Source organism: Nitrobacter sp. (assembly GCF_051535215.1).
GTDB lineage: Bacteria > Pseudomonadota > Alphaproteobacteria > Rhizobiales > Xanthobacteraceae > Nitrobacter.
This window is the reverse complement of record NZ_JBPPLY010000033.1, coordinates 1-12080: the sequence shown is the minus strand read 5'-3', so window position 1 is coordinate 12080 and position 12080 is coordinate 1. Positions and strand designations below refer to the sequence as shown.

Genomic DNA, 12080 nt, shown 5'->3' with positions numbered 1-12080 from the left:
CGCCCGCATTGGCAAGCCCGATCACCTTGGCCTTCGATGCCTGGGCCTGCAGCAGATAGGACGAGAAGTCCGCCGTGTTCAGCGGCGCCTTGACGCTTCCCAGCACCTTGCCGCCGTTGGCCTTGACGACCGCGGTCGTATCGTTCTCCAGGGCATGTCCGAAGGCATAGTCCGCCGTGATGAAGAACCACGTGTCGCCGCCGGCCTTCACCATCGCGCCGCCGGTGCTTTGAGCCAGCATGTAGGTGTCGTAGGTGAAGTGGATCGTGTTCGGCGTGCACTGCGTGTTGGTCAGCTCCGAGGAGCCGGCGCCTGAATCGAGCAGGATGCTGTTCTTCTCCTTCACGATGTTGTTGACGGCAAGCGCAACGCCGGAGTTCGGCACGTCCGCGATGATGTCGACCTTGTCGGTGTCGATCCATCGGCGCGCGATGCCGGCGCCGACATCGGGCTTGTTCTGGTGATCCGCGGAGATGACGTCGATCTTCCAGCCCTTGGCCTTCAATCCGGAATCCTCGGCCGCCATCTCTGCCGCAACCACCGATCCCTCTCCGCCGAGGTCGGCATACAGGCTCGAAAGGTCTGTCAGCACGCCGATCTTGACGTTCTTGTCCGTCACCTTGTCCTGGGCCATCGCGGCGAAGGTCATGCTGAAAGTCAGCGCCGTGCCGACGAGTAGAGCCGTCAATCTGGTCCTCATTTTCTCCCACTCCGTTTTGGTCCCGTCCGGGGACGCTGCCTAAACACCGAGATAGGTATGAAGTTTGTCCATGTTGGCCTGCAACTCGGAACTCGCGAAGCCATCGATGATCGTGCCGTGCTCGACCACATAGAAACGGTCGGCGAGCGTCGCGGCGAAGCGGAAATTCTGCTCCACCAGAAGGATCGTGAATCCCTCTGACTTCAATCGCGCGATGGTGTGGCCGATCTGCTGGATGATGACGGGCGCAAGACCCTCGGTCGGCTCGTCGAGCATCAGGAAGCGGGCGCCCGTGCGCAGGATGCGCGCGATCGCCAGCATCTGCTGCTCGCCGCCGGACAGCTTGGTGCCCTGGCTGCGCAGCCGCTCCTTCAGATTGGGAAACAGCGTGAAGATCTGATCCAGCGACAGCCCGCCGCTGCGCACTTCCGGCGGCAGCATCAGGTTCTCGCGCACATCGAGGCTTGCGAAGATACCCCGCTCCTCCGGACAGAACGCAATGCCCAAACGCGCGATCTTGTCCGATGAAGCGCGCGAAATGTCGTGACCATCGAAACGAATCGATCCCGTGCGCTTGCCGATGATCCCCATGATCGACTTCAGCGTCGAGGTCTTGCCGGCGCCGTTGCGGCCGAGCAGCGTGACAACCTCTCCCGCCGCGACGTTGAAGCTGATGCCGTGAAGGACGTGGGATTCGCCGTACCACGCTTGCAGATTTTCAACCGCGAGCATGACGTCGCCGGCGCGCTTTGCGGAACCGGCAACGCCTGGCGCAGTCGTCGTCCCGTCAGCCATGACCAGCTCCCAGATATGCTTCCCTGACGCGCTCGTCCTTGGTTAGGTCGGCGTAATTGCCCTCTGCGAGCACGTGTCCGCGCGTCAGCACGGTGATGATATCGGAGAGGCTCGCGACCACGTTCAGATTGTGCTCGACCATCAGGATCGTGTACTTCGCCGAAATGCGCTTGATGAGCGCGGCGATCCTGTCGATGTCCTCGTGACCCATGCCGGCCATCGGTTCGTCGAGCAGCATCATTTCCGGATCGAGCGCCAGCGTCGTCGCGATCTCCAGCGCGCGCTTGCGTCCGTACGGCATCTCGACCGCGGGAGTTTGCGCGAACTCGCTCAGGCCCACCTCGTCCAGCAATTCAAGCGCCCGACCGTTGAAGCGATCGAGCACCGTTTTGGAACGCCAGAAATCGAAGGAATGGCCGTGCTGACGCTGCAGCGCGACCCTGACGTTTTCAAGCGCCGTGAGATGCGGGAATACCGCCGAAATCTGGAACGACCGCACCAATCCGAGCCGCGCCACGTCGGCCGGCGCAAGCGCCGTGATGTCCCGCCCGTTATAGAAAATCTTCCCCGCCGAAGGCTTCAGGAATTTGGTCAGCAGATTGAAGCAGGTGGTTTTTCCTGCTCCGTTAGGACCAATCAGTGCATGAATGCTGCCGCGGCGAACACGTAGACCGACGTCGCGCACGGCGACAAAACCAGCAAACTCCTTGGTCAATCCATGGGTTTCAAGAATGAACTCATTCGCCACTCAAAAATCCCCCTCAGCTATCGCTCGGTGTCCCCTTCGCGGCTGAGTCTTTGCTGCCGAATCCGTTCAGTGCGCTGGACACCAACCCGGACACGGTCGTCTTTCAGAATATGATGTCAACAGGCTGGATTGCGCAAGGTGCAAAGTAGCATTCGGCAGGAGTCCGGAGCCGTCCCTCCCTCAGCCATTAGTCGAAATGGCGATGTCCGGGCTTGCCTTCCTTCGACGATCGGCACCGGCCCAAAGGCGCCGCCATGATGGCGCAGATCGAGGCCGCGTTATCGCTTCGACGCCCGGAGTTCTTTTTCGTAAACCTCCGGCTTGAATCCGACCAGCAGCTTGTCGCCGACCTCCAGCACCGGACGTTTGATCATCGAGGGCTGATCGAGCATCAGGGCCAGTGCGCGGGCCTCGGTCAATCCCGCTTTGTCCGCGTCCGGCAATTTTCGAAAGGTCGTTCCGGCGCGGTTGAGCAACGTTTCCCAGCCGAGTTTCGCGGCCCACGTCTTGAGCCGGGCGCGCTCGATGCCAGCGGCCTTGTAGTCGTGAAACTCATAGGCGATGCTGTGGCCGTCGAGCCACGCGCGCGCCTTCTTCATGGTATCGCAGTTCTTGATGCCGTAGATGGTCGTGGTCAAGGTTTGACACTCCGGGGATGCGGCTTGAAATCGGCGCAGGCTCTTCGCAACGCGCCACCTGTGAAGCCGACGTGTCCTGATCGGTCGTATTGTAATCGGATATATAAGGAAATTCCGGTGCTGACGAAACTCTTTGCCGCGCTCGTCGTGCTCTGGAGCCTCATCGGTTCGGCGATTGCCGGGCCGGATGAGGACGCCGTGCGCGATCTGCTCCATTCGAGCTTCGACAAGCCGGACACAAAGCTCGTCGTCGCACCGGTGGTTGCCACGGGAGGCTACGCGATTGCCGACTGGACGCAGGGCGAAATGGGCGGCCGCGCACTCCTGAGGAACAAGCACGGGCGCTGGACCATCATCCTCTGCGCCGGAGACGGAATCCGGAACGCCGAAGCGTTGCGTCATGTTGGCATGGCGCCTGACGTCGCAGATGAACTCGCCGGGGCGCTTGCGAAAGCCGAGCGGACGGTGCCCGCCGACCGCCTTGCGATGTTTGCCCGGTTCGAGGGGCTGCTGCGGATGGACGAGGCGGGCAACCACCCTCCCGTCCACGACCGGACCCACTGATCGACGATAAACGGGCCGTCTTTCGGGTCGGCGGTAACCGTGCGCGCGGGATAGCTCGCAACCGGACCTTTTCTGAACTCCCGTCAAAATCCGAACAATTCGGCGTTTTGCGCCAGGGCGGAACTTTCAGCCGTTGCAACGGGCGAACCGGCTGCTATACCGCTGCATCCCCGCTTACCTGCGCTCGTTCGCAGGAGTGAGCCACAGGAGAGATCGATGTCCGACAAGAACGAACCCGCATCGGGATTCCAGTATGGCCTCGCCAACCTGAAGCCCGTCTCGCCCGCCGACAACGTCTTCCTCACCTTTCCCGACGGCGCGCAGCGCGAGTTCCCGAAAAACATCACCGGCCTCGATATCGCAAAAGGCATCTCGCCATCGCTGGCCAAGCGCACGGTCGCGATGGCGCTCGACGGCGTGGTCAGCGATCTTGCCGATCCGATCGACCGCGACGCCAGCATCGAATTCATCAGCCGCGATGACCCCCGCGCGCTGGAACTGATCCGCCACGACGCGGCGCACGTTCTGGCCGAGGCCGTGCAATCGCTATGGCCCGGCACGCAGGTGACCATCGGCCCGGTGATCGAGAACGGCTTCTATTACGATTTTTTCCGCAACGAGCCATTCTCGCTGGAGGACTTCCCGGCGATCGAGAAGAAGATGCGCGAGATCATCGCGCGCGACAAACCCTTCACCAAGGACGTCTGGGACCGCGAAAAAACCAAACAGGTGTTCCGCGACAAGGGCGAGGCCTTCAAGGTCGAACTGGTGGACGCCATTCCCGGCAATGAGCCGATCAAGATCTACTATCAGGGCGACTGGTTCGATCTCTGCCGCGGCCCGCACATGACCTCCACCGGCAAGATCGGCAACGCCTTCAAGCTGATGAAGGTGGCAGGCGCCTACTGGCGCGGCGACAGCAACAACCCGATGCTGACGCGCATCTACGGCACCGCCTTCGCCAAGCAGGAAGAACTCGACGCCTACCTGAAGCAGATCGAGGAAGCCGAGAAGCGCGATCACCGCAAGCTCGGCCGCGAACTCGACCTGTTCCACTTCCAGGAGGAAGGTCCCGGCGTGGTGTTCTGGCACGCCAAGGGCTGGACCATTTTCCAGGCCGTGATCGCCTACATGCGCCGCCGCCTTGCGGAAGATTATGACGAGGTCAACGCGCCGCAGATGCTCGACAAGTCGCTATGGGAGACGTCCGGCCATTGGGAATGGTATCGCGAGAACATGTTCGCGGCGCAGTCGGCCGGCGACGAGGCCGAGGACAAGCGCTGGTTCACGATCAAGCCGATGAACTGCCCCGGCCACGTGCAGCTCTTCAAGCACGGGCTGAAGAGCTATCGCGACCTGCCGCTGCGGCTCGCCGAGTTCGGCGTGGTGCATCGCTACGAGCCGTCGGGCGCCATGCACGGCTTGATGCGCGTACGCGGCTTCACCCAGGACGACGCGCATATCTTCTGCACCGAGGACCAGCTCGCCGACGAATGCCTCAAGATCAACGAGCTGATCCTGTCGACCTATGCCGACTTCGGTTTCGACGGCGAGTTGACGGTGAAGCTCTCGACGCGGCCCGAAAAGCGGGTCGGCTCGGACGCCGCGTGGGATCACGCCGAGGCAGTCATGGCCGATGTGCTCAAGCGCATCGCCGCATCGAACAATCGCATCAAGACCGAGACCAATCCCGGCGAAGGCGCGTTCTACGGACCGAAGTTCGAATATGTGCTGCGCGACGCCATCGGCCGCGACTGGCAATGCGGCACCACCCAGGTCGACTTCAACCTGCCGGAGCGGTTCGGCGCGTTCTATATCGATGCCGACGGCGCCAAGAAGGCTCCGGTGATGGTGCATCGCGCGATCTGCGGCTCGATCGAACGCTTCATCGGCATCCTGATCGAACATTTTGCCGGCAATTTTCCGCTCTGGCTCGCGCCGGTGCAGGCGGTCGTCACGACCATCACCTCCGACGGCGACGAGTATGCCAAAGAGGTCGCCGCCGCCGCACGGCGCGCAGGACTTCGCGTCGAGATCGACCTGCGCAACGAGAAAATCAACTACAAAGTGCGCGAGCACTCGCTGGCGAAGATTCCGGCGCTGCTCGTGGTCGGCAAGAAGGAAGCCGAGAGCCGGTCGGTTTCCGTGCGCCGCCTAGGCAGCGAGGGTCAGAAGGTGATGCCGACCAGCGACGCGATTGCGGCGCTGGCGGAGGAAGCCATACCGCCGGATATCAAACGGGAGCGAAGCAAGGCCTGACGCATCACGTCCTGCGCTCCATCAGCAGATTCAAAGAGCATCCATTTCGAGAGAGCATCCATGTCCGACGTTATCGATTTCCTGCGCACCCGCCGCTCGGTCAAACCGCGCGACATGAGCACGCCCGGTCCCTCAGTTGAGGAGATCGAGACGATCCTCACCATCGGCGCGCGCGTGCCGGATCACGGGAAGATCGCACCGTGGCGGTTCATCTTGTTCGAAGGCGATGGTCGCGCCCGTGCCGGGGACGTCATCGCCCGTGTCTATGCGCGCAAGAACCCGTCGGCTCCGCAGGAGGAGATCGAAATCGAAAAGCACCAGTTGACGGAAGCGCCGCTGGTGATCGGCGTGGTGAGCTGCATCAAGCAGCACCCCAAGGTTCCGTCATGGGAGCAGGTGCTGTCGGCCGGCGCCAGCGCCATGAGCATCGTCAACGCCGCCAACGCGCTCGGCTATGGCACGAACTGGCTGACCGGCTGGTTCGCCTACGATCGCGACGTGCTCGACGGCCTCGGATTGAAGCCGGATGAAAGATTCGCGGGATTTATCCATATCGGCACGCCGACAAAACCGAACAAGGACCGCCCTCGCCCCGCCCTGTCGGACATCGTGACGCGGTTCTGAGCTAAAGTGTTTTCGAGCGAAGCATGTCCTCGGGCTTGACCCCAGGATGAATGCCGGTTCGAGTCAGGAAAACGCGTCAAAACAGCAAATCCAGAGTTTCGCTTTAATCAGACGCGAAAATGTTCTGGCGCATGGATGCTTACGCTTTTCCCGCCGCCTTTTCCGCGCCGGCAAGCGCGGCAATGGTTTCCGATGCAATCTGCGCATTGGCTTCGAGCGGCTTGCCATGGACATGCTCGTCGATAAGCGCAAACGCTTCGTCTTCGGGCATTCCGCCCCCGATCAATCCGAGCGCGATGACGTTTTCCACGTCCTCGGCCGAGTAGACCTTTTCGACGAAGCGTCGGTGACAAGCCGCCGGGGAGTCGCCGTATTGTCCGGCGAACGGAGCCCTGCCTATGCCGAGACGGGCAATCGTGACCATTCTCGCGACCTGCTTCAATTTCGCCCCGCCGGCGATCATGGCGAGAACCTTGGGCTCGTTCAAATTGAAGATACGCGTCTTGCCGGCGAACTCAATCTTGCGAGCGCCGGGATTGGTGCTTTGGTTGGTCATTTCAAAACCTCATGGGTGACATTGGCGGCGATCTGCGACGGAGCAAGCCGGCATTTGGAGCCGTCAGCGAAGCTGGCCGTTGCTTTCGGAAATGACGCGGACAGCGCAATCGAACCGGCGACAGATAATCTCATGCAGCGGGATTACTGCGGGAGTTGGGGTTCTCTGTGCACTGTGCGGACGCCCACGGGCCGAAACGATATTCCGTCTCGAGACCTTGAACGTAACGATATTGCGAGATCATCACCAACTACTTGATCTTGTTAAGAAACACCCTGGAGCGGGTGAAGGGAATCGAACCCTCGTATTCAGCTTGGAAGGCTGCTGCTCTACCATTGAGCTACACCCGCGCAACGCATAGCGTTCTGATTTTATTGCCATTTGCAGATGCTTTTCGCAAGGACTTTGCGACAAATGGCCCTGTAACCGCATCCATCCAAGTCTACAAGAACTTTTCCATTCCCACGACGTTATCCAGTATCACCGCGCGGCTCTGGGTATTTACCGGTGATGAGAACGCCGGTTGCGCTCCCGCCTTCCTTCCTTTGGAAAGGAGCGCTCTTATGTCCAAGTGGCGACATGTCGAACCCACGCGATCATTGAGAGAACGCCTCGGCGCATTCGCGAAGCTCATGCGAGAGAGGGCAGCACTGATGCCTTTTGGCGCGGAGAAAACTGCCACGCTGGCGAAGGCCGAGCAGGCCGAGATCGCAGCGGATGTTGAACGTTGGGCTAATTCCCCGGAACTCCGCCCGCCCAAATAAAGAGCTTCACGGCGCGGCTTTGCGCGATCTTGGTTCTGGAGCCGGCGACAGGAAGCGGGAGCTTTATGCGGCGCGTTGCGTCAATTCCGGGTTCTGATGCATGCTGCTGGTATGGGCGGTCCCATGATCTGCCCTGTGAGCTGCTGAGAGCAGCGCACTTAAGCCGATCAGGGTTCCTATGGCCAGAATTGCTACGAGGGCAATTTTAGTTTTCATGTCGACTCTCCACCACGCTATTGAGAGACACGCTTGCTATCCTAATATGCATTGGCGTTAGCAAGTTATAAGGCCGTTAAAGAGGATTTTGAAAAAACGCGGTGGGCGTGGCTTTGATCCGGTTCCGTCGGAAGCGAGAAGGAGCCGGGCTTTTTCGACCCTGATCAGAGGCAGTTCAGCGCCCGGTGCCGGCGAGACAATATCAGGCGCGGCGCGCAGGAGCTCGTTGCGCCTTTTTCTCTGCCGCGGAAGGCCAATGCGATGCGACGGCCGCGCCGACGCATTCGCATCGAGCTTTAGCGACGACGCGCCGGAACGCATGGGCCGATCGCGGCGAAGAAAAACGTCACATCGGTATTGATGGATCGGTCATCGGGCGTTGGCGTAGTGTTCACGACGATGGGAGTGGCGACGGCTCGCATAATGCCGCCCTCCTCCGCTCCAGCCGCCAAGCTGGAAATGCCCGCTGTCTGAATTTGCCCATTGCGCGCCGGAAATCAATCCGCAGGAGTTCGCCAGCGCGACCTCGTTATGAGGCATCCTCGGACGCGTGACGTTGCGCGCGTATTGGTTGATGTCGAGCGCCAGACCTGCCGGATGCAGCGAGGCGCGGACGCTGCCATGCGCCCGCCATCCGCCCATGAAGCGGATCGGATAACCCTGCCGGTCAAGAGCCGAAACGAGGCACTGGAAAGCACCGGTGGCGCGGCCTGCCACGTGCGCCGTGGCGCCGGAGGAGGAGCGGACCACGCCGGCTACCCTTCCCGCACCTTCGGCCAGAACCCGCGCGAGCCCTTTGGAGATGCGGCGGTGCGATCTGTGATTGGATTCATGTCTGGCGGCGGACTGACGGGAACGCCCGGCGTCATGATCCTCGAAATCAAACAGCGACGCGCCGTTGCCAAAGCAGGGACGCATTACATCACATCCTGTGCCGACCTGAATTTTTTTATGGGAATGCCTGGCAGATGAAGGTGTGGCGGCAATGCAGAGCATCGCTGAGGCAATAAGCAGTCGGATCATCATATCTCCGGGAACGCTGGAGTGAGGGAACGCAGCAACGAAAGCCCTGCTTTGAAATATCCGTAGGGAACCCCTGGTCATGATACCTAGGGCCGGCGGTCCCGACCTGTCTAGCTAGACCCGAAACGCCATTTGAATTAAGATTGAGAGTTTAGGTTAAACGTCCTGCTGGATCGGTCGCTCACGGGGATAAAGTTGTTTTAAATCAAATATTTGGATTAACCCTGTTCATCGATCCGTGCGACGGGAGACGGTCTGCGCGACAGGCAAACCAAATTCAGACCGGCCGAGAGACGGGTTGGCGGATCTCCGTCGGCCGTCGTAAGGGGCGAAAAGACCTGAAACGGACCGCAGATCGGATACAAGCGACCGCCAGCTGAAGGCATCCAGCACGGGAATGCCGCCTGCTCCTCGCGCGCCAACTCACTGGCAGCCCCTGTCCCCTACGCTTACCTAAGGCTGGCTTGCACGGCGAACGGAGTGAGACACCCGTTACGATAGGACCGCATTCATGCGGACATGCAAAAATCGCCGGACGCCGCCGGGAGAACATGGACCTCAGCGGTCATTTCGATTTCCGGGCTTGCAAATGTCTCTCTAATCCTAGACGAGGACCCATTGGCTTCGTGAAGGCATCAATCTAAAGCTGCTACGGCACTGAGACGACGGAGGCGTAAACAATGAACGACTTTTGGGAATGGCGTAGCTCGATGCGGGCATTCGAGGGGTCGAAGAAGACAGGCCGCCGAAACGCTTACATTATCGGCACGTTGCTGGCGTTGCTGTTTCTCGCTTTCATCATCGGAATGGCGGTCTCCGGATAAGCGAAACGACCAGCGGGCGCGAGCGGAGCGAAAGCAAGCGTGCGAACGGCCGCGGGATCGGCACGATTATGACATCTGGAGCCATGAGGCGGCTGATCAGCAAGATCATGGTTTCATGTCCGGAAAATCAGTCGCACGCTAGGCCTGAGAAGGTCGCCGCTCCGTCCCGCCATCACTGCCGCGACCCGTTGAAAGCTGTTGCCGCTCCAGCCGGATAAGGCTTGCCAGCGGTCCCGCCATGCGACGCGCCCTATCAAGCTCCAGATGTAAATTCTGAGTTTGACCCAAAGCGATTTTGAAACGCAGCAAGGTTGCGTTTCAGTTCGACGGGTCAGGTGAGCGACCTCGGCAGAGACATCACAAGTCGAGCTTGTTAGTCCCGACGGCTACAAATCACCATCGATTGACTGGTTGAGTACCTTGGGATAATGGCGCGGATATCGAGAAATCTGCCCCAAACATCACGGATATAGCTATTGCTGTGCGTCACGTTGCAATTATAGGGATCGTCGTCACGGAACGCGATCACCGTTTTTCCTTCCGGAATCGTTTTCACGTTCATGAGATCAGGACGGAATCCCTTGATTGAGTCCTTCAAGACGCGGTCCGGATTAGACCAGCATTCATCGTTCACGACCGTGATACAAGCAATTCCACCCTTTGCCAAAACACGCCTGAGTTCCAGCAACCAGCTTAATTCGCTTTCGTTTATGTGCGTGAACACGGACAGCGCTGAGATCAGGTCAAAACATCGATCTTCAATCGGCAGCGATGGAAACGACGTGTTGCAGAACGACCGAACGCCAGGAAGATATTTGAGGCAGAAATCTATCGAGATCGATTTGAAGTCACATAACCAGACGTCCCAATCCATTGATTGAAACGCAAAATGCCGCGAGACGCGTCCGGTCGAACCGCCGAAGTCGAAATATCTTCCGCCCCGGACTCCATGCGGCATCGCAAAATCTGAGATCATCTTAAACTGCGCATATCCGCTGAGCCAGTATGCGAGATCGCGGCCTGAGGCATAACCTTCGCGGTTAGATGAAGAAGGAATAGGTCTGGTATCCCGTTTCATCGCGGCGGCCAGCCCGTCGACATTCAATCCACTTTTTTCCAGAAGAACCTTCAGTTCCTCGCTGCTGGCAATCTCACCTTCAAGATCAAGGGTCTGAAGCAGTTCTGATGGTGACATGGATGGCTGGTCAGGCTTCGGAGACTCTGCATACGCAGGACTGAATTTCATCAACCCTCTGACCTGCTCTCCAATTGACTTTGGTTGCGCAGGAGGAGGCAGGCCCGAACGATCGACACTCACGTGTTTCAGAGAGATGGCCGGTGATTGCCCTGCATCCATTATGATAACAGCCAGCTTATCCAACTCATCCGAAGTCAACGCGCGCGTAAACATAATGACAAACGCATGATATCCGGAGCCGATATTCGCGCGTAGCAGATCGCGCCTGAAGCCATCTGCAATTGCAGATCCCACCATTTCGTCTCCGACACGGACCTGGATGCTGACACACGCAGCCGGAGCATCCGGATTCCAAGCCCAACCGACGATGAAAGTTGGCGCGAGTTTGTCAATTTGAACTCGAGTCGGCATGCATATCTCCGGTGTGATAAGCTACAGTGATTATTTGTAGCCACCGCACATTGACAGATCAATGTATGCTCACTGGCCGCATGACATGCATTGAACGCTGCTATTAATTTAAAGTTGCGTCACTTTGAAGCGAACTAATCGGCCGTCATCTCTGACGTGCTTCCTGACCTTCCTGCCGTTGATAAGTTTGGTTCATCTTGGAGAAGAACCACGTCGCGAAGACGTTACGGAGCAGACCATCGCGGTGATGGATCAAGCGAGATGATTCCAATTGTCTCGTGATCGCGGCGCTTGCCCGCATAGAAGCGCCAGCGCCGCTGCTCACCTGCCCTAACTTCATCGAGAACGCGCCCGCACCGCTTATGGCGGCCCTGCTTATTGCGAGCAACGGATGACTATCGTCACCGCCGAGATGCTGGCGAATGGCATGCTAAAGCACCAGGCCCCTCTGCGCCTTGGCCGCTTGATCCTGTCTAATATGTTACTGTTATCGTGGAAGCGCACGGCGATTTGGGTGGTGCATCGATCACGTCAAACGTGGTTTCGCAAAGCTCTACCACCGCCACCATTTGCTATCTTTTGGCCACGGAGACCAAAGGAGAAACGACGAATCTTGCTTAAGAGCATGCCCCAATCTTACCGAGCGAACTTGATTGCCAACTATCAACCCGATCAGTCCTGTTGGAATCCATCCCCACACGAGACCCCAATCCCCCACAACCGCAATGACGATCAAATCGAGGATCACGAACGTGATCAC

13 protein-coding genes and 1 tRNA gene are annotated in these 12080 nt (G+C 59.1%); 5 read left to right on the top strand and 9 right to left on the bottom strand.

What is annotated here, in order from left to right:
- The 4 genes from ACS3WB_RS16150 to ACS3WB_RS16135 form a co-directional block, all read right to left on the bottom strand.
- Positions 1 to 700 (bottom strand): ABC transporter substrate-binding protein (locus ACS3WB_RS16150; RefSeq protein WP_438276492.1); only part of this gene is annotated, 700 nt, incomplete at its 3' end.
- A 39-nt stretch (positions 701 to 739) separates the two neighbouring features.
- Positions 740 to 1495, bottom strand: a complete 756-nt coding sequence (locus tag ACS3WB_RS16145; protein ID WP_438276491.1) for an ABC transporter ATP-binding protein — start codon at positions 1493 to 1495, stop codon at positions 740 to 742.
- Entirely contained in the window at positions 1488 to 2243 is a 756-nt protein-coding gene (locus tag ACS3WB_RS16140; RefSeq protein ID WP_438276490.1) for an ABC transporter ATP-binding protein, read from the bottom strand. The genes ACS3WB_RS16145 and ACS3WB_RS16140 overlap by 8 nt, the downstream gene beginning before the upstream one ends.
- Positions 2244 to 2521: 278 nt before the next feature.
- Positions 2522 to 2881: an ArsC family reductase gene (locus ACS3WB_RS16135; RefSeq protein WP_438276489.1), complete on the bottom strand. Its 360-nt coding sequence runs from the start codon at positions 2879 to 2881 to the stop codon at positions 2522 to 2524.
- Positions 2882 to 2998: 117 nt separating this feature from the next.
- Here ACS3WB_RS16135 and ACS3WB_RS16130 point away from each other — a divergent pair, with 117 nt between their 5' ends.
- From ACS3WB_RS16130 to ACS3WB_RS16120, 3 genes are all read left to right on the top strand, one after another.
- Entirely contained in the window at positions 2999 to 3445 is a 447-nt protein-coding gene (locus ACS3WB_RS16130) for a copper uptake system-associated protein (protein WP_438276488.1), read from the top strand.
- Between the two features lie 216 nt (positions 3446 to 3661).
- Positions 3662 to 5704, top strand: coding sequence for a threonine--tRNA ligase (gene thrS, locus ACS3WB_RS16125; protein WP_438276487.1), 2043 nt, complete (start codon positions 3662 to 3664; stop codon positions 5702 to 5704).
- A 60-nt stretch (positions 5705 to 5764) separates the two neighbouring features.
- Positions 5765 to 6328 carry a nitroreductase family protein gene (locus ACS3WB_RS16120; protein ID WP_438276486.1) on the top strand — a complete coding sequence of 188 codons (564 nt, stop codon included), beginning with the start codon at positions 5765 to 5767 and terminating at the stop codon, positions 6326 to 6328.
- 139 nt (positions 6329 to 6467) lie between these two features.
- On the opposite strand, the gene ACS3WB_RS16115 is transcribed toward ACS3WB_RS16120, so the two are convergent.
- Both ACS3WB_RS16115 and ACS3WB_RS16110 read right to left on the bottom strand, forming a co-directional pair.
- Complete coding sequence (locus ACS3WB_RS16115; RefSeq protein WP_438276485.1) at positions 6468 to 6884, bottom strand: GTA-gp10 family protein; 417 nt, start codon at positions 6882 to 6884, stop codon at positions 6468 to 6470.
- A 276-nt stretch (positions 6885 to 7160) separates the two neighbouring features.
- Positions 7161 to 7234: transfer RNA gene (locus tag ACS3WB_RS16110), tRNA-Gly, on the bottom strand.
- Here ACS3WB_RS16110 and ACS3WB_RS16105 point away from each other — a divergent pair.
- Positions 7220 to 7648, top strand: coding sequence for a hypothetical protein (locus ACS3WB_RS16105; RefSeq protein ID WP_438276484.1), 429 nt, complete (start codon positions 7220 to 7222; stop codon positions 7646 to 7648). The two genes, ACS3WB_RS16110 and ACS3WB_RS16105, sit on opposite strands and share 15 nt — an antisense overlap.
- A 585-nt stretch (positions 7649 to 8233) precedes the next feature.
- Here the strand turns inward: ACS3WB_RS16105 and ACS3WB_RS16100 are convergent.
- Positions 8234 to 8782, bottom strand: coding sequence for a hypothetical protein (locus tag ACS3WB_RS16100; protein ID WP_438276483.1), 549 nt, complete (start codon positions 8780 to 8782; stop codon positions 8234 to 8236).
- Positions 8783 to 9567: 785 nt separating this feature from the next.
- On the opposite strand from ACS3WB_RS16100, the gene ACS3WB_RS16095 reads away from it, so the two are divergent.
- Positions 9568 to 9711, top strand: a complete 144-nt coding sequence (locus ACS3WB_RS16095) for a hypothetical protein (RefSeq protein ID WP_438276482.1) — start codon at positions 9568 to 9570, stop codon at positions 9709 to 9711.
- A gap of 373 nt (positions 9712 to 10084) precedes the next feature.
- On the opposite strand, the gene ACS3WB_RS16090 is transcribed toward ACS3WB_RS16095, so the two are convergent.
- Positions 10085 to 11320 (bottom strand): class I SAM-dependent methyltransferase, encoded by a 1236-nt coding sequence (locus tag ACS3WB_RS16090; RefSeq protein WP_438276481.1) that lies wholly within the window; start codon positions 11318 to 11320, stop codon positions 10085 to 10087.
- 553 nt (positions 11321 to 11873) lie between these two features.
- Positions 11874 to 12080, bottom strand: a 207-nt coding sequence (locus tag ACS3WB_RS16085; protein WP_438276480.1) for a hypothetical protein, incomplete at its 5' end; no start/stop codon positions are given.

Excerpts from the sequence above, each read along its gene's own strand:
- ACS3WB_RS16100 (WP_438276483.1), bottom strand. The coding sequence starts at position 8,782 with ATGCGTCCCTGCTTTGGCAACGGCGCGTCGCTGTTTGATTTCGAGGAT.
- thrS (WP_438276487.1), top strand. The coding sequence starts at position 3,662 with ATGTCCGACAAGAACGAACCCGCATCGGGATTCCAGTATGGCCTCGCC.
- ACS3WB_RS16090 (WP_438276481.1), bottom strand. The coding sequence starts at position 11,320 with ATGCCGACTCGAGTTCAAATTGACAAACTCGCGCCAACTTTCATCGTC.
- ACS3WB_RS16145 (WP_438276491.1), bottom strand. The coding sequence starts at position 1,495 with ATGGCTGACGGGACGACGACTGCGCCAGGCGTTGCCGGTTCCGCAAAG.
- ACS3WB_RS16095 (WP_438276482.1), top strand. The coding sequence starts at position 9,568 with ATGAACGACTTTTGGGAATGGCGTAGCTCGATGCGGGCATTCGAGGGG.
- ACS3WB_RS16120 (WP_438276486.1), top strand. The coding sequence starts at position 5,765 with ATGTCCGACGTTATCGATTTCCTGCGCACCCGCCGCTCGGTCAAACCG.
- ACS3WB_RS16115 (WP_438276485.1), bottom strand. The coding sequence starts at position 6,884 with ATGACCAACCAAAGCACCAATCCCGGCGCTCGCAAGATTGAGTTCGCC.